Here is a 15,604-nt window from a genome sequence, read left to right on the forward strand (position 1 = left end):
GGCGGGGGCCGCCGGAGCTACGATGCGCGCGGTGCGGTCCTTCGGACCCGGGGAACATGGGGTGGGCATGCGGAACAGACGGCGCGTGACGGTGCTGGTGGCAGCGGGCGCGCTGGCAGCGGGCGGTGTGCTGGCCGGAGGCGGTGCGCTGTGGTCGGCGTACGGCGGTACCGACTTCCCGGAGGTCGCACCCGGGATCGCCGCCTCGGCGGTGAAGGCCGATGCCCGCCGGCTCCACGCGCTGACCGCGTCCGGCACGGACCTGGGCGGGATCACGCTCGGTTCGGACCACTGCTTCCCCGACGGGGGGACCGTGATGAAGCTCGACGAGCCCGTGGCCGGGGCGTACCGCGCGCACGCACGGTGGCGTGTGGACGGCGTGGAGAAGTCCGACGCCATGGGTGCCGCCGACGCCGCGCGGTCCGGGCTGACGGAGGCCGGCTGGCGGATCACCCGGGACGACGACGGCGGGGAGGTCCGGCTGGAGGCCGAGCGGACCGCGACGGCGGGCGAGGTCATGGCGGGCCGGCACACGGTGAAGCTGCGGTGGACCCGCGCCTCCGGACAGCTCGTCGGCACCGCGCTCGCCGAGTGCGCGCAGGCGCCCGGGGCGCACGACGACACCTCCTGGGAGCCGTACGCATAGTGCCACCGGCCGCGCATCCGCGTTTCGCCGGACCGCGCGGCCTTCGTACGGCACCCCAGGTGCCCCAGGTGCCCCGGGCACCCCAGATGTCCCAGGTGCCCCGGGCACCCCAGATGTCCCGGGTGCCCGCGACGGGGTGTCAGAGCAGGGATTCCAGCGGGACCGACGGATCGCCCAGTGCCTCCGGGTCGAGCTGCCGCCCCGCCCGGATCAGCTCCTGGACGGTCTCGGTGACGTCCCACACGTTGACGTTCATCCCGGCCAGCACCCGGCGGTCCTTCAGCCAGAAGGCGATGAACTCCCGCTTGCCCGCGTCGCCCCGGATGACGACCTGGTCGTAACTGCCGGGCGGGGCCCAGCCCGAGTATTCGAGGCCGAGGTCGTACTGGTCGGAGAAGAAGTACGGCACCCGGTCGTAGCTGACCTCCTGGCCGAGCATGGCCCGCGCCGCGGCCGGACCGCTGTTCAGCGCGTTGGCCCAGTGCTCGACCCGGAGCCGGGTGCCGAGCATGGGGTGGTCCACGGCGGCGATGTCCCCGGCCGCGTAGATGTGCGGGTCGGAGGTGCGCAGGGAGGCGTCGACGGCGATCCCGCCGCCGTGCGCCCGTCCGGCCAGTTCGAGTCCGGCGGCCTCGGCGAGCCCGGTGCGCGGCGCGGCGCCGATCGCGGCGAGCACGTCGTGGGCGGGGTGCTCCTCCCCGTCGTCGGTGCGGGCGGCGAGGACCAGGCCGTCCTGGCCGATGATCTCGGTGAGGCGGGCGCCGAAGTGGAAGCGGACGCCGTGCGCGCTGTGCAGCTCGGTGAAGATCTGGCCCAGTTCGGGGCCGATGACCTGGTACAGCGGGGTCGATTCCGGCTCGACGACGGTGACCTCGGCGCCGTAGCCCCGGGCCGCCGCGGCGACCTCCAGGCCGATCCAGCCGGCTCCGGCGATCACCAGGTGGCCGTTGTCGCGGCCGAGCGCGGACAGGACGTTGCGCAGCCGGTCGGCGTGGGCCAGACGGCGCAGGTGGTGGACGCCGGTCAGGTCCGTACCCGGGATGTCGAGCCGGCGCGGTTCGGCCCCGGTGGCGAGCAGCAGCTTGTCGTAGTGGATGACCGTGTTGTCGCCGAGCTGTACGGAGCGGGCGTAGCGGTCGACGGCCGTGACGGGCTGGCCGAGGTGCAGCTCGATGTCGGCGCCCGCGTACCACGCCGTCTCGTGGACGAAGACGCTGTCGCGCTCCTCCTTGCCGGTCAGGTACCCCTTGGACAGGGGCGGCCGTTCGTACGGATGGTCGCGCTCATCGCCGATCAGGATCACCCGGCCGCTGAAACCCTCCGATCGGAGTGTTTCGGCTGCCTTCGCCCCCGCGAGTCCTCCGCCGATGATGACGAACGTCCGGTGTGCGTCGACCACTTGATGCCTCCTCAGTGCAGTGCTGTGCGGCGCCGCCACCTGCGAGCGTCCCGCACGCAGCGTGATGGCGAAAGAGGGTGTGCCCCGTTCAGGTCACACCCAGTGGTCACGGGTCCAGTCTGCCCACCCGGGCCGGCACCGCGTGGAGCAGGGTCCTCCGGTTGCGTGCGGAGCCGGAAAATCCCCGCGCGGCGCGGTACGGCTCCCAGCACATCACCTGCCCCGTTGCCGACGGCCGCCGCCGCGCCCCACCGCCGCGGGACACACCCCGGGCGAAGGCCGGCGGCAGTGGGGCGGGAGGCGGGGCACGACAGGACCTGCGGCGGCGGGACGGGCGGTGGACCGGCTCAGCGGTGACGGGCCGTGAGGGCGGTGTGCAGGGAGAGCGCGGAGGCGTCGGTGAGTGCGGCGATCTGGTCGACCAGGACCCGCTTGCGGGCGCGGTCGTCGGGCGCGGCGTCGTACAGCGCCCGGAACTGCGGCTCCAGGCCTTCCGGGGCGCGGGCGGTGAGCGCGGCGGCCAGCTCCGCGATGACGATCCGCTGGTCGGCGCGGATGGCCTCCTGCTCGGCGCGCTGCATCACATAGCGGTCGGCGACCGCCTTGAGCACCGCGCACTCCATGCGGACCTCGCGCGGGAGCACCAGCTCCGCGCCGTACCGGCCGAGCCGCCCGGGGCCGTACACCTCGCGCGTCGCCGTCTCGGCGGCCTGGCAGAAGCGGCCGATGAGCTGGCTGGTGGCGTCCTTCAGCCGGGCCTGGGCCACGGCCGAGCCGTCGTAGCCGTGGGGCCACCACTCCTGGTCGAGCAGCCGGTCCAGGGCGTCGGCGAGCTCCTGCGGTTCGGTGTCCGCCGGTACGTAGCGCCCGATGGCGACGGCCCGGATCTCGCGCCGCTCGGGCTCGGCGTACAGGCAGTTGGGGTCGATGTGCCCGGCGTGCAGCCCGTCCTCGACGTCGTGCACCGAATACGCGACGTCGTCGGACCAGTCCATGACCTGGGCCTCGAAGCACTTGCGGTCCCGCGGGGCGCCCTCGCGGGCCCACGCGAAGACCGGCAGGTCGTCCTCGTAGACCCCGAACTTCGGGGAGCGGGGGTCGGTGGGGTGGGCGCCGCGCGGCCAGGGGTACTTGGTGGCGGCGTCCAGGGCGGCCCGGGTCAGATTGAGCCCGACGCTGACGAGCTCCCCGGTCCGGGTGTCGCGGACGAAACGCTTGGGTTCGAGGCGGGTCAGCAGGCGCAGCGACTGGGCGTTTCCCTCGAAGCCGCCGCAGTCCGAGGCGAAGTCGTTGAGCGCCTGTTCGCCGTTGTGCCCGAACGGGGGGTGGCCCATGTCGTGGGCGAGGCAGGCCGTCTCGACGAGATCGGGATCACAGCCGAGCGCGGCACCGAGCTCACGGCCGACCTGGGCGCACTCCAGGGAGTGGGTGAGCCGGGTCCGGGGGCTGGCGTCCCAGGCGCTGGAGCGGGTGCCGGGCGTCACCACCTGCGTCTTCCCGGCCAGCCTGCGCAGCGCGGCGGAGTGCAGCACCCGGGCCCGGTCGCGCTGGAAGGCGGTGCGGCCGGGCCGCTTGTCCAGCTCGGTGTCCCAGCGCTCGGTGTCGGCATGCTGGTACGGGCCCGTTCCGACATCCTGTGCGGCTTGTGCGCTGTCTGCCCGATGTGCCCCGCGTGCGCCCTGTGTCCCGTCCATGCTCCCGACAGTAGCGACCGGGACCGACAACGGGTCACGCGCGTGCCCGGGAGACACGCGGGGCGGGGCGGGACAGTGCCTGCGGGACCGGGGTGCGCCCGGCCGTCGGGGGTCAAGGGGGCAGGTATCGGGTCGGGGGCGGGGGCGGGGATCGGGCAGGGGCCTGTGCGCCGGGCGTCGGGCGGAGGCCCGCGTCCGGGGTCAGGCGGAGGCCCGAGTCCGTGCGTCCGCCGGGGCGCCGTGTGCCACCGCCCGGTCGTACCGGTGCAGCAGCAGCCGGACCATCGCCGGATGCGCGCCGAGCGGGGCGGCGGCGATCCCCGGTGCGGCGTCCGCGGCGGCGGCGGCGAACCGGCCGGGCGCGGTGAAGTACGAGGCGACGGCGACCCGGTGGCGGCCCCGGGCGGCCAGCGCGCGCAGGGCGATGGGCACGGTGGGCGTCGTGGCGGAGGCGTACGCGGGCACCACCGGCACTCCGCCCAGCCGTTCGCCGAGCATCCGGGCGGTACGCCGGGTGTCGAGCACCGGGTCGGGGTCGCGGGACCCGGCGGCGGCGAGCACGACGGCGGCGCTGCGGCTGCCCGGGTCCACGGGCCGCCAGCCCGCCTCCACGAGCCGCCCGTACAGCGCCTCGACGAGCAGCGGGTGCGGCCCGAGCGGCGCGGCGATCCGGCTCCGCAGACGGGGCTCGGCGGCAGCGGCCCGGGGCAGGTCGTGCTTGACGTGGTGGCCCCGGCCGAGCAGCAGAGGTACGAGCACGGCCTCGCCGGCCCCGACCCGGGCCAGTGTGTCGGGCAGCAGGGGCTCGTTCAGCTCGATGTGTCCGAGCCGGACGTCGAGCCCGGGGCGCATGTCCCGGACCCGGTCCAGGAGGCCGAGGACCGTGCGCAGTGCCTGCGGGTCACGGCTGCCGTGCGCGACGACGACCAGAGTGGGGGCGGGGCGGACGCCGCTGCCGCCGTGGGCGGGTCGGGCGGGCTGCCGGGTGCGGGGCATGGCCTGCGGGTTCCGTTCAGGGAGACGAGGCTGAGCCGGGTGCCGAGCTGTGCGGTGAAACGGGTGAGGAGTTGCGCCGTGCTGTCGGGAGGTACTGGCTCGCGAAGGTGTTCCGGTGCGGGCTCCGTCATGCGGCGATGGTGCCGGACGGAGGTTGCCGGGCCGTTGCGTTCCCGTGACGGGGGTTTTCCGGCGCCTCACGGCCGGACAGGAGGCGGTGTCAGCGCTCGGCGGCGAGCAGCGGTTTCCCACATCGGCGAACCTTTTGGCCGTTTTGCTCGTCCGAGCAGGTGGGACCGCACAACAGATCGACAGGGGGGTTCCCATGCGAGGCGAGCGGCTGACGTGGCCGGACCGGCTGAAGAGACGGAAGAAGCCGGAAGGCCGGGAGGGGCTGGTGGGGCCAGAGGGGCCGGTGGGGTCAGAGGGGCTGAGGGAGCAACCGGAGGAGACGCCAGAGGGGAAGCCGGAAGGGAAGCCGGAGGAGACGCCGGAAGGTTCCGGGCGGCTTCGCCGGCCGTTCCGGCTGTCGCTGCCACTGCCGTCGTCGTTGTCGCTGCCGCTGCCGCGCACCCGGCGGGCGCAGCGGCGGGTGGTGCAGGGGCTGATGCTCGCCTGTGTGGTGGCGATCGCGCCCGCGACCTGGATGCACACCACCGCCGACGCCCGGGTGCGGACCACGGCCGACGCACCGGCCCGGGAGGTCGCCATGGTGTTCGGGGCCGGGCTGTGGAAGGGCAGGCCGTCGCCGTACCTGGCGCACCGGCTGGACGCGGCGGCCGAGCTGTACCGGACCGGCAAGGTGAAGGTCGTGCTGGTCACCGGGGACAACAGCCGGGTGGAGTACGACGAGCCGGACGCGATGCGGACGTACCTCACGGAGCGCGGGGTGCCGGACACACGGATCGTCAGCGACTTCGCCGGGTTCGACACGTGGGACTCGTGCGTACGGGCCAAGAAGATCTTCGGCGTGGACAAGGCCGTACTGGTGAGCCAGGGCTTCCACATCCGGCGGGCCATCGCCCTGTGCCAGTCGGCGGGCATCGACGCGTACGGGGTCGGGGTCGACGCCAAACGTGACGCGACCTGGTACTACGGCGGGGCACGGGAGATCCTCGCGGCGGGGAAGGCGGCCCTGGACGCCACGTTCAGGCCCGACCCGCACTTCCTGGGACCCGAGGAGACCGGGGTGGCGGAGGCACTGGCCTCCGGCCGGCGGTGAGCACCCCCCTTCCCGCCGGCCGGCGGGAAGCGGTCCCTCTCCCGTCGGACGCCCCCTCGGACGCCCCCGTCGGAAGCCCCCGTCGGACGGCCCATCGGAAGCCCCCTCGAACGACCCCCTCACGCCCCCTCGGAAGCCCCCCTCCGCGCCTCGCGCACCCCGGCCTCACCGGTCCTCCCCCGGCGGGCTGAGGTGTGCGTACCGGGGGCGTAACCGGAGGCCGCGGCACTCGTAATACCCGGCTCGCACGCTGGGCGCATGGTCAGCACCGAGACGCCCACCCACTGCCCCTACTGCGCGCTCCAGTGCGGGATGACGCTGCGCCCGGTCGCCGACGGTACGGTGGCCGAGGTCGTGGAGCGCACCGATTTCCCCGTCAACCGGGGTGCCGGTGCCGGGGCTGCGCGCCGCCGTGGAACTGTTCTGCGGGGCGGCGAGCGGGATGGTGCTGACCGCCCGGGGGCCCGAGCAGCAGGCCAAGGGCACGGACACGGTGGGTGCCTGGATCAACGTCTGCCTGGCCACCGGGCGGGCGGGCCGCCGCTGTCCGGGTACGGCTGTCTGACCGGGCAGGGCAATGGGCAGGGCGGCCGTGAGCACGGCCAGAAGGCCGATCAGCTGCCCGGCTACCGCAAGCTCACCGATCCGGCGGCCCGTGCCCATGTCGCGGGTGTGTGGGGAGTCGCCCCGGAGTCACTGCCGGGGCCGGGGCGCAGCGCCTACGAGCTGCTGGACGCGCTCGGGCGGGATGTGCGCGCACTGCTGGTGATGGGCTCCAACCCGGTCGTCTCCGCGCCGCGCGCCGGGCATGTGGAGCAACGGCTGCGGTCGCTGGACTTCCTCGCGGTCGCCGATGTGGTGCTCTCCGAGACGGCGGCGCTGGCCGATGTGGTGCTGCCGGTGACGCAGTGGGCGGAGGAGAGCGGGACCACCACCAGCCTGGAGGGCCGGGTGCTGCTGCGGCGGCGGGCGGTCACCGCGCCGGACGGGGTGCGCAGCGACCTGGCGGTGCTGCGCGGCCTGGCGGCCCGGCTGGGGCACGGGACGGGGTTCCCGGCCGAGCCCGAGGAGGTCTTCGACGAGCTGCGGCGTGCCTCGGCGGGAGGTCCGGCCGACTACGCGGGCATCAGCTACGCGCGGATCGCGGCCGAGGACGGGGTGTTCTGGCCCTGCCCCGACGCGTCGCACGCCGGTACGCCCCGGCTGTTCCTGGAGCGGTTCGCCACCGAGGACGGGCGGGCCTCCTTCGGACCGGTCGCGCACCGTCCGGCCGCCGAGGAGACCGACGCGGACTACCCGGTGGTGCTGACCACCGGGCGGGTCGTCTCCCAGTACCAGTCGGGAGCGCAGACCCGCCGGGTCGCCGAGCTGAACGCGGCCGCCCCGGGTCCGTACGTCGAGCTGCATCCACGGCTCGCGGACCGGATCGGGGTGGCCGAGGGCGACCCCGTGGAGGTCGCCTCACGGCGCGGGCGGGCTGTGGCGCCCGCCCGGATCACCGCGTCGATCCGGCCGGACACCGTCTTCATGCCGTTCCACTGGGCGGGTGAGGGCCGGGCCAACACCCTGACCAACCCGGCCCTCGACCCGGTGTCCCGGATGCCGGAGTTCAAGGTGTGCGCCGTCCGGGTGGCGGCGGCCGTCCGGTGATCCACCGCCCGTCGGGGATGAGGATGCCGCTGGTACGCAGGGAGCGGGTGACGGCCGCCGCCGCCAGATAGACCCAGGCGCGCACCGGCTGCTCCCCGGCCGCCGGGACCTCGGGTCCTCCGGCCCCGGACTCCCCGGACTCCCCGGACTCCCCGGACTCCCCTGCCCCGGCCGCCGGGAACCCGGCCACCGGGAACTCGACCGTCCGGATCACCCGCTCGTACAGGTTCCGCGGGTGGTCGGGCCCCAGGTACTCCTCCAGATGGTCGAGCAGCCCCAGCAGTTCCCCGTACACCCCCGGCACCGCCGTGATGAGGGTGCCGTGGACCGCGCCGTGGCCCTCGACGGCGTACGGGTACCCGGGCCCGTCGTAGAGCAGGGCGCCCGGCAGCACGGCCGGGCGCTCCCCGGTCGTCCGGCCCCGGAGGAAGAGGTCGTGGTTGGGTTCGCCGGGGAGCAGCGTGCCGTACACGAAGAACGGCAGCTCGGCGGCTGATCCGGCACCGGCTTCGGTGAGGCTCACGGCCGCCGTCACAGGGCGGATTCGGGTGCCGTCTCCGCCATCACCCAGCCGAGGTAGCGGGCGCTGCCGCGGACCACCGGGATCGCGATGATCTCGGGGGTGTCGTAGTCGTGCGCCGCCTGGATGTGGTCCTCCAGCTCGTCGTAGCGCTCGGCCGTCGTCTTGAGGAACACCTGCCACTCCTCGTTGGTCTCGATGGCGTTCTGCCACCGGTAGACCGAGACGACGGGTGCGGAGATCTGGGCGCAGGCGGCGAGCCGTGCCTCCACCGCGCCCCGGGCCAGGGCGTGGGCCTTGTCCTCGCTGTCCGTCGTGGTCAGCACGGTCAGCCATGCCGGCGCTGTCATCGTCGCTCTCCTCGGGTCATGGAGGGGCTTGTGCCCCCTTGTCGCTGCCTCCCCCCGATTGTCGGTCCGGACCGGCTCAGGCGCCGTACGGGCGCCGAGCCTTGGCCTCGCGCAGAGCCCGGCCCCACCAGATCACCTGGTCGAGCAGCGCCTTGGCCGCCGCGTCGGCCTCCGCCGGGTCCTTGTGCTGTCCTTCGTCGTCGAAGAGCGCACCCGCGTTGTGGAAGGAGACGGTGTCGCGCACGGAGACGGTGTGCAGTTCGGCGAAGACCTGGCGGAGGTGTTCGACGGCGCGCAGTCCGCCGGAGACTCCTCCGTACGAGACGAAGGCGACGGGCTTGGCCTGCCATTCGAGGTAGTGCCAGTCGATGACGTTCTTCAGCGAGGCGGGGTAGGAGTGGTTGTACTCGGGGGTGAGGACGACAAAGGCTTCGGCCGCCGCCAACCGGGGTGTGACCTTGGCGAGTTGGTCGGCTCCCGCAGGGCTCGGCTGATAGGAGAGGGTGTACGGGAGGTCGAGTTCGGCAAGGTCGATCAGGTCGGTCTCGATCTCCGGACGATCTGCCGCGCGGGCGAGGAACCACTTGGCGACGACCGGGCCGAAACGCCCTTCGCGGGTGCTGGCGAGAATGACGGCCACCTTGAGCGGGGTGGTGGCCGTGCCGGTCGGTACGTGGGTGTCGATGTCCATGGCGGCGAGAATCACGCCTCAACCACGGTTGAGGTCAAGCCCGTCGCCCATGGATGTCCGGCATACGGTGGCGGTATGACAACTCCCGCACCGGCGCTCTACGTCGAGGTCGACGGACACCCGGCCACCGAGGCGGATCTGCGGATCCCCGCCTTCTTCAACTACGGCCACTTCACGGCCATGCAGATCCGGGACGGGAAGGTACGCGGCCTCGCGCTCCACCTCGCCCGGCTGGACAGTGCGAGCCGCGAGCTGTTCGAGCTGGCACTCGACGGGGAACACGTACGGGACCTGATCCGGCACGCCCTGGACGGTGCCGGGGTACGGGACGCCTCCGTCCGGGTCCACGGCTTCCTGCCGCCGGGCGACACGGAGTCGACGCTGATGATCACGGTGCGCCCGCCCGCCCGGATGGACGCCGGGCCGAAGAGCCTGATGTCGGTGCCGTACGCACGGGTGGTGCCGCACATCAAGCGCCCCGGCGAGTTCGGGCAGACCTACTACGGCCTGCTGGCCGGGCGGTCGGGCTTCGACGAAGCGCTGCTGACGGCGCCCGGCGGCGTGGTGACCGAGGGCGCGATCACGAACATCGGGTTCTGGGACGGCACTTCGGTGGTGTGGCCGCAGGCACCGGCACTCACCGGCATCACGATGGCCCTGCTGGACAACGGACTCGCCGGGGCCTGGCGGCCCCCGGTGCGGCGCCCGGTGACACTGGACGGACTCGGCTCGTACCGGGCGGCCTTCCTCACCAACTCGCAGGGGATCGCTCCGGTCCGGCGGATCGACGACACGGAGTTCGCGGTCGACGAGGAGCTGATGGGGCGGCTGGCCCAGGTGTACGAAGGCGTCGCCCGGGACACCGTCTGAGCCGCGGGGCCCACGGCCCGGCCGGTGCAGGAGCATGGGGGCATGCAGATCCACATCGAAGCCTCCGACCTCCCGGGCCGCACCTGCGGCCCCGACACCGACTTCTCCGGTTTCGACAACATCCATGTCGGCGTGCAGCGCAAGGACCGGCCCGGCGAACTGCTGGGCCCGCACCCCGGCGACGCCCCGGCCGCCGCCTGGACGCTGGACTGCACGGCCACGCCCACGGAGGTCGGCATCGAGATCGCCGGGCCGTACATCCAGAACAGGCTGGGCGGGCGCTTCGTCTATCTCTCCTGGGGGACGGTGGACGGAGCGGGCGTGTTCACCATGTTCCGGCGCGCCAAACTCCTGTTCACCGACATCGATCCGGCCGTCCTCGAAGCCGCCGCCCGCACCGGGCACCTCACGGCGCGGCTGCGGCTCACCGACGCCAAGGGGCAGCCCGTGTGCGCCCGGGTGCGCCCGCCGCACATCACGTGGAGCGCCACGGACGGCACATGACACCGCCCCCACCGGGCCCAGGGGGGAATGGGCCGGGTGAGGGCGGTTGCCATGGGGGCGGCGGTCGGTATCCGTCCCGTGGGGGGTGTCAGACGTGTTCCCGTCACCACCACGGACATTCCTGTGACCTACGTCACACCCAAGGCGGGCGCCGTCTCGCGCCGTAGATCTCACTCGATCGGCACCGTGCGTCGGCGGCCCGACCGATCGGCCCAGCCGCACCGCCGCGACCTGCGCGGACGCCGTCCGGGCGGGGCGCCGCAGCGGGCCGTACGGGTGAAAGCTGAGTGGGCGTCAGAAGGCATGGGCGGCGGGCCACCCGTTAGGTCGGAGGCAGGACACACCCGCTCGCGCCCGTCTGCCCGGAGGAATTCCCATGCGCAGTCCTGCCCGCCTCGTGACAGGCACCGCCACCGCCGCACTCACCGTCATGGCGCTCGGCCTCACCGTCGCCGCCCCGTCCGCGTACGCGGGTGACCTCGGCCTGCTGGAGATCACCCCGGCATCCGCCGCACCGGGCGCCACGGTCACCGTGAGCACCACCGCGTGCGGCCCCAAGGGGTCGGGCATCGGCGACGCGAACTCCCTGGAGGCCGGTGACTTCGAGATGCGCCCCGGCACCCACAAGGAGTCCGCGGTGGGCGAGTTCACGGTCCCGCACGACACCGAGCCCGGCACGTACGACATCGCGGTCTCCTGCGACAACGGCAAGGAGGCCACCGGCGACTTCGAGGTGATCGCGGGCGGGAAGCACACCACCCCGCCGGAGACCCGGCCGGAGACCCCGCCGGAGACCCGGCCGGAGACCCCGCCGGAGACCCGGCCGGAGGAGAAGCCCGAGTACGAGCGGCCCTCCGGGCACGTGAGGACCGGCGTCGGCGGCAGCGTCGGTCCCGACACCACGCAGATCACGGCGGGCGTCGGCGTGCTCGCCGCGGCAGCCGTCGGCGGGGTGTGGCTGATGCGCCGCCGCCCCGACGGCAGCCAGGGCGGCTGACACGGGGGCGGGGCCCCACCCCTCCGCAACGGCAGGCCACGACCAAGGACGACGACGTGTCCGAGAAGGCGCAGAAGGCCAGGGGCTGGCTGGTGGGCATCGCCGTACTGAGCGGCATCTGGCTCGTCCAGAACGGCTCCGGCACCCAGGTGGTACCGCCCCAGCCGTCCACCGCCCAGGCCTTCGCCGCCGGGCCGCAGCTCCAGCCCGGCTCCCCCGTCGCCGCACCGCTGCGGCCCTCCGCGCCGGTCCGGATCCGCATCCCGGAGATCGACGTGGACGCGCCGATGATGCGGCTCGGGCTGGGCGCCGACGGCAGCCTCGACGTACCGCCGGACGGCAACCGCAATATCGCCGGCTGGTACGAGGACGGCGTCCCGCCCGGCGCCAGGGGAACCTCCATCGTCGCCGGGCACGTGGACAACGCGCGGGGGCCCTCCGTCTTCTACGCGCTGGGCGCGCTGAAGAAGGGCACCGCGGTCGAGATCCTCCGCGAGGACGGACGCACGGCCGTCTTCTCGATCGACGCGATCGAGGTGTACGAGAGCGAGGACTTCCCCGACCAGCGGGTGTACGGCGACTCGCCGCACGCCTCACTGCGGCTGATCACCTGCGGCGGCGGCTTCTCGAAGGAGACCGGCTACCAGGGCAACGTGGTCGCGTACGCCCACCTCACCGAGGTGCGCTGAGCGCGGGCGCGCCGAGTCTGCGGGCACGGGCGCACCGGCCGGGCGCCGGCGCACCGAAGGGGATCACGCCGTCCACTGGTCGAATCCCAGCTTGGCGACCAGCGAGAACACCACGACCAGCAGCACCCCGCGGACGAAGTCGCTGCCCTTGCGCAGGGCCATGCGGGCCCCGATCATGCCGCCCGCCAGATTGAACACGGCCATCACGGCGGCCAACTGCCACAGCACGGTGCCCTGGTACGCGAACATCGCCAGCGCCCCGGCGTTGGTGCAGACATTGACGATCTTTGCGGTGCCGGAGGCGGCCACCAGGTCCAGGTGGAGCACCGCGGTCAGCGCCAGCACCAGGAAGGTGCCCGTGCCCGGCCCGAACAGTCCGTCGTAGAAGCCGATGCCGCCGCCGACCAGCACGATCGCGGTGACCGTACGGGCCCGGGTCACCCGCTTGCCCGTACCGTCGCCCCCGGCCGCGGTGCCGAACGACGGCCGCAGCATCACGAACGCGGCGACCCCGAGCAGCACCACCATGATCACCGGCCGCAGCACCTCGCTGCTGATCCCGGCGGCGAAGAACGCCCCGGTCATCGATCCGGCGAGCGCCATCAGCCCGACCCGGAGGGCCGTGCCCACCGGGACCGGCGCCCTGCGCAGATAGGTCACGGCGGCGCCCGAGGTGCCGACGATCGCGACCGCCTTGTTGGTGCCGAGGACATGGGCGGCCGGGACGTGCGGCAGACCCAGCAGCAGCGCGGGCAGGAGCAGCAGCCCGCCGCCGCCGACCACCGCGTCGATCCAGCCCGCCGCGGCGGCGGCGAGGCAGAGGAGTACCAGGGTGGTCAGTGTGATCTCGGGCATGTACCCGACACTAAGCGACGCCCCTCCACCCCCTCGTGCCGCCCCGGCGGCCCCCTCGCTCGGCGTCGAGGTGCACACCGAGTGCCGGGTACGCGCCCTGCGCACCGCCGACGGTGCGGTGCGGGCCGTGCGGCTCGCCGACGGCCACGAACTGGCGGCCGAGCTCACGGTGCTGGCCTGCGGGGTCCGCCCCCGGGACCGGGCTGGCGCGGGCCGCCGGCCTCGATGTCGGCGCGGGCGTCCTCGTGGACGACGAACTGCGCACCTCCGACCCGTACATCCACGCGGTCGGCGGCTGTGCCGAGCACCGCTCCACCGTGTACGGGCTGGCGGGTCCGGCCCTGGAGCAGGCGGACGTGCTCGCCGAGGTGCTGGCCGGGCGGTCCGCGCGCTACACCGGAACCCGGGCCCTGACCCGCCTGACCCTGCGCTCCCCCGCCACGTCCCCCACGGCATCCCCCGCGAGCGCGGCCGCACCCCCGCCGGGCGGGCTCGGCCTGGCCGCGTTCGGCGATTCACGGCCGTCGCCGGGGGACGACGTGATCCGGCTCGCCGACGCCGCCCGGGGCGCGTACCGCACGGTCGTCGTGCGGGGTTGGGGCTGTGCGGGGAACTGGAGCGGCTGATGGCCGGCCATGTCGCCGGCTACCGCGACGAGTGGGCCGAGACCATCGGCGATCCGGAGCGGCTGCGCCGCTTCGTCACCTTCGTCAACGCCCCCGGCGCCCCCGATCCCTCGGTGCGGTTCGTCCCGGAGCGCGACCAGATCAGGCCCGACCTGGACATCCTCGCGGGACCGGTGCTCGCCGTCCGCACGCTCGAAGGGAGCGCCTCCTGATGACGGACCGGACCACGGGGACGGCGCGGGACACCCGCGTGATCCAGCTCGCGGAGGGGACCGGCTGGTTCACGGTCTGCGAGCGCGCGCTGCTGACGCCGGGGCGCGGGGTCGCCGCCCTTCTCCCGGACGGGGGACAGGCCGCGCTGTTCATGGACCGGGCGGGCCGGACGTACGCGATCGGCAACCGGGACCCGTTCACCGGGGCGTACGTCCTCTCGCGCGGTCTGCTCGGCTCGGCCGGGGGCCGGCCGTTCGTCGCCTCGCCGCTGCTCAAGCAGCGTTTCGATCTGGCCACGGGTGCCTGCCTGGACGACGACGAGGTGCGCGTACCGGTCTTCGGGGTGCGCGTGGCGCCCGAACGGACGAACCTCATCCGCGAGCCGTTCACCGGTTATTGACGCACCGTCAACTTGATCACTCTACTGTCCTGACGCGCGACTCGCCGGGCCGACCGGACCGGCGGGCCCTCACGACATTCGTGGAGTGATCGTGGAACGTCGGACCTTCTTGCGCACAGCCGTGATCGGCACCTCGGCGGCGGCCTTCGGCGGCACCCTGTGGCGGGGCGCCGCCCTCGCCGACCCCGCCCAGCCGGGCACCGGCCCGTACGGCGCGCTGCAGGCGGCCAACGGCAACGGCATCCAGCTGCCGAGCGGCTTCAGCAGCCGGATCATCGCCCGCTCGGGCCGGACCGTGAGCGGCAGTTCGTACGCCTGGCACAGCGCGCCCGACGGCGGGGCGACGTACGCCGACGGCACCGGCTGGATCTATGTCTCCAACGCCGAGGTGTCCTCGGGCAGCGGCGGCGGCGCGAGCGCCGTGCGCTTCGACTCCTCGGGCAACGTCACCTCCGCGTACCGGATCCTGTCCGGCACCGACAACAACTGCGCGGGCGGGAAGACCCCGTGGAACACCTGGCTGTCCTGCGAGGAGGTGACCCGGGGCCACGTCCACGAGACCGACCCCTGGGGCGTGGACGCGGCCGTGCGCCGGCCCGCGCTGGGCCGCTTCAAGCACGAGGCGGCGGCGTCCGACCCGGACCACGGCTACGTCTACCTCACCGAGGACGAGTCCGACGGGCGCTTCTACCGCTTCCGCCCCACCACCTGGGGCGACCTCGCCAGCGGCACCCTCCAGGTGCTGGTGGCGGGCACCGGCACCTCGGGCCCGGTGACCTGGCAGACCGTGCCCGACCCGGACGGATCCCCCACCCAGACCCGCTACCAGGTCTCCGGCGCCAAGGTCTTCAACGGCGGCGAGGGCTGCTTCTACGCGGCGGGCACCTGCTGGTTCACCACCAAGGGCGACAACCGGGTGTGGGCGTACGACGCCGACGCCTCGTCCCTCTCGCTCGCCTACGACGACTCCCTGGTGTCCGGCGGCGCCCCGCTGACCGGCGTCGACAACGTCACCCGGTCGTCCTCCGGCGACCTCTATGTGGCGGAGGACGGCGGCAACATGGAGATCTGTCTGATCACCCCGGACGGCACCGTCGCCCCGTTCCTGCGGATCACCGGACAGTCCGGCTCCGAGATCACCGGTCCCGCCTTCTCCCCGGACGGCACCCGGCTCTACTTCTCCTCGCAGCGCGGTACCAGCGGGAGTTCGTCCGGGGGCATCACGTACGAGGTGAAGGGCCCGTTCCGCGGCTGACGCGGCGGACGGCGGGCCCCGTGCGTG

The 15,604-nt window shown here is 73.7% G+C and carries 14 protein-coding genes and 4 pseudogenes; 11 read left to right on the forward strand and 7 right to left on the reverse strand.

The genetic code is table 11. From position 1 onward, the window contains the following. The first annotated feature begins 67 nt into the window (after nt 1-67). Nucleotides 68-646 (forward strand): hypothetical protein, encoded by a 579-nt coding sequence (locus tag ACIGJO_RS03185; protein ID WP_399951230.1) that lies wholly within the window; start codon nt 68-70, stop codon nt 644-646. Between the two features lie 139 nt (nt 647-785). Here ACIGJO_RS03185 and ACIGJO_RS03190 read toward each other — a convergent pair whose 3' ends face one another. From ACIGJO_RS03190 to ACIGJO_RS03200, 3 genes and pseudogenes are all read right to left on the reverse strand, one after another. Continuing rightward, a complete protein-coding gene (locus ACIGJO_RS03190; RefSeq protein ID WP_399951234.1) occupies nt 786-2,045 on the reverse strand; it encodes an NAD(P)/FAD-dependent oxidoreductase in 1,260 nt (419 codons plus the stop codon). A gap of 347 nt (nt 2,046-2,392) precedes the next feature. Next, nucleotides 2,393-3,739: a deoxyguanosinetriphosphate triphosphohydrolase gene (locus ACIGJO_RS03195; RefSeq protein WP_399951237.1), complete on the reverse strand. Its 1,347-nt coding sequence runs from the start codon at nt 3,737-3,739 to the stop codon at nt 2,393-2,395. A gap of 201 nt (nt 3,740-3,940) precedes the next feature. Then, a pseudogene (locus ACIGJO_RS03200) lies at nt 3,941-4,866 on the reverse strand (sirohydrochlorin chelatase). A gap of 194 nt (nt 4,867-5,060) precedes the next feature. On the opposite strand from ACIGJO_RS03200, the gene ACIGJO_RS03205 reads away from it, so the two are divergent. Next, nucleotides 5,061-5,957 carry a vancomycin high temperature exclusion protein gene (locus ACIGJO_RS03205; RefSeq protein WP_399951240.1) on the forward strand — a complete coding sequence of 299 codons (897 nt, stop codon included), beginning with the start codon at nt 5,061-5,063 and terminating at the stop codon, nt 5,955-5,957. Between the two features lie 376 nt (nt 5,958-6,333). Then, nucleotides 6,334-7,607, forward strand: a pseudogene (locus ACIGJO_RS03210) (molybdopterin oxidoreductase family protein); the annotation flags it as partial. On the opposite strand, the gene ACIGJO_RS03215 reads toward ACIGJO_RS03210, so the two are convergent. From ACIGJO_RS03215 to ACIGJO_RS03225, 3 genes are all read right to left on the reverse strand, one after another. Further along, nucleotides 7,567-8,142 (reverse strand): gamma-glutamylcyclotransferase family protein, encoded by a 576-nt coding sequence (locus tag ACIGJO_RS03215; protein WP_399951243.1) that lies wholly within the window; start codon nt 8,140-8,142, stop codon nt 7,567-7,569. The pseudogene ACIGJO_RS03210 and the gene ACIGJO_RS03215 sit on opposite strands and share 41 nt — an antisense overlap. Beyond that, nucleotides 8,139-8,477: a divalent-cation tolerance protein CutA gene (gene cutA, locus ACIGJO_RS03220; protein ID WP_399951246.1), complete on the reverse strand. Its 339-nt coding sequence runs from the start codon at nt 8,475-8,477 to the stop codon at nt 8,139-8,141. Before cutA ends, ACIGJO_RS03215 begins: the two co-directional genes overlap by 4 nt. A 76-nt stretch (nt 8,478-8,553) precedes the next feature. Then, entirely contained in the window at nt 8,554-9,168 is a 615-nt protein-coding gene (locus tag ACIGJO_RS03225; RefSeq protein WP_399951249.1) for an NADPH-dependent FMN reductase, read from the reverse strand. 75 nt (nt 9,169-9,243) lie between these two features. Here ACIGJO_RS03225 and ACIGJO_RS03230 point away from each other — a divergent pair, with 75 nt between their 5' ends. From ACIGJO_RS03230 to ACIGJO_RS03245, 4 genes are all read left to right on the forward strand, one after another. Continuing rightward, a complete protein-coding gene (locus tag ACIGJO_RS03230; protein WP_399951253.1) occupies nt 9,244-10,038 on the forward strand; it encodes an aminotransferase class IV family protein in 795 nt (264 codons plus the stop codon). Between the two features lie 42 nt (nt 10,039-10,080). Continuing rightward, the gene (locus ACIGJO_RS03235; RefSeq protein ID WP_399951256.1) at nt 10,081-10,542 is read left to right on the forward strand and encodes a DUF5990 family protein; all 462 of its coding nucleotides are present in this window, start codon (nt 10,081-10,083) and stop codon (nt 10,540-10,542) included. 376 nt (nt 10,543-10,918) lie between these two features. Continuing rightward, a complete protein-coding gene (locus ACIGJO_RS03240; RefSeq protein WP_399951259.1) occupies nt 10,919-11,539 on the forward strand; it encodes a hypothetical protein in 621 nt (206 codons plus the stop codon). A gap of 56 nt (nt 11,540-11,595) precedes the next feature. After that, nucleotides 11,596-12,228: a class F sortase gene (locus ACIGJO_RS03245; protein ID WP_399951262.1), complete on the forward strand. Its 633-nt coding sequence runs from the start codon at nt 11,596-11,598 to the stop codon at nt 12,226-12,228. A gap of 63 nt (nt 12,229-12,291) precedes the next feature. On the opposite strand, the gene ACIGJO_RS03250 is transcribed toward ACIGJO_RS03245, so the two are convergent. Beyond that, the gene (locus tag ACIGJO_RS03250) at nt 12,292-13,083 is read right to left on the reverse strand and encodes a sulfite exporter TauE/SafE family protein (RefSeq protein ID WP_399951265.1); all 792 of its coding nucleotides are present in this window, start codon (nt 13,081-13,083) and stop codon (nt 12,292-12,294) included. Between the two features lie 55 nt (nt 13,084-13,138). On the opposite strand from ACIGJO_RS03250, the pseudogene ACIGJO_RS03255 reads away from it, so the two are divergent. The 4 genes and pseudogenes from ACIGJO_RS03255 to ACIGJO_RS03270 form a co-directional block, all read left to right on the forward strand. Further along, nucleotides 13,139-13,679, forward strand: a pseudogene (locus ACIGJO_RS03255) (FAD-dependent oxidoreductase); the annotation flags it as partial. Further along, nucleotides 13,679-13,921, forward strand: a pseudogene (locus tag ACIGJO_RS03260) (hypothetical protein); the annotation flags it as partial. The pseudogenes ACIGJO_RS03255 and ACIGJO_RS03260, both read left to right, overlap by 1 nt. Further along, nucleotides 13,921-14,322, forward strand: a complete 402-nt coding sequence (gene nirD, locus ACIGJO_RS03265) for a nitrite reductase small subunit NirD (RefSeq protein ID WP_399951268.1) — start codon at nt 13,921-13,923, stop codon at nt 14,320-14,322. The pseudogene ACIGJO_RS03260 and the gene nirD, both read left to right, overlap by 1 nt. A 91-nt stretch (nt 14,323-14,413) precedes the next feature. Next, a complete protein-coding gene (locus ACIGJO_RS03270) occupies nt 14,414-15,577 on the forward strand; it encodes an alkaline phosphatase PhoX (RefSeq protein WP_399951271.1) in 1,164 nt (387 codons plus the stop codon). The last annotated feature ends 27 nt before the right edge of the window (nt 15,578-15,604 follow it).

The organism is Streptomyces sp. NPDC079020 (assembly GCF_044542225.1).
Classification (GTDB): Bacteria; Actinomycetota; Actinomycetes; order Streptomycetales; family Streptomycetaceae; genus Streptomyces.

Bases quoted from the DNA above. Each gene is read 5' to 3' on its own strand.
- nirD (WP_399951268.1), top strand. From the start codon at position 13,921: ATGACGGACCGGACCACGGGGACGGCGCGGGACACCCGCGTGATCCAG.
- ACIGJO_RS03185 (WP_399951230.1), top strand. From the start codon at position 68: ATGCGGAACAGACGGCGCGTGACGGTGCTGGTGGCAGCGGGCGCGCTG.
- ACIGJO_RS03205 (WP_399951240.1), top strand. From the start codon at position 5,061: ATGCGAGGCGAGCGGCTGACGTGGCCGGACCGGCTGAAGAGACGGAAG.
- ACIGJO_RS03230 (WP_399951253.1), top strand. From the start codon at position 9,244: ATGACAACTCCCGCACCGGCGCTCTACGTCGAGGTCGACGGACACCCG.
- ACIGJO_RS03235 (WP_399951256.1), top strand. From the start codon at position 10,081: ATGCAGATCCACATCGAAGCCTCCGACCTCCCGGGCCGCACCTGCGGC.
- ACIGJO_RS03195 (WP_399951237.1), bottom strand. From the start codon at position 3,739: ATGGACGGGACACAGGGCGCACGCGGGGCACATCGGGCAGACAGCGCA.
- ACIGJO_RS03225 (WP_399951249.1), bottom strand. From the start codon at position 9,168: ATGGACATCGACACCCACGTACCGACCGGCACGGCCACCACCCCGCTC.
- ACIGJO_RS03250 (WP_399951265.1), bottom strand. From the start codon at position 13,083: ATGCCCGAGATCACACTGACCACCCTGGTACTCCTCTGCCTCGCCGCC.
- cutA (WP_399951246.1), bottom strand. From the start codon at position 8,477: ATGACAGCGCCGGCATGGCTGACCGTGCTGACCACGACGGACAGCGAG.
- ACIGJO_RS03240 (WP_399951259.1), top strand. From the start codon at position 10,919: ATGCGCAGTCCTGCCCGCCTCGTGACAGGCACCGCCACCGCCGCACTC.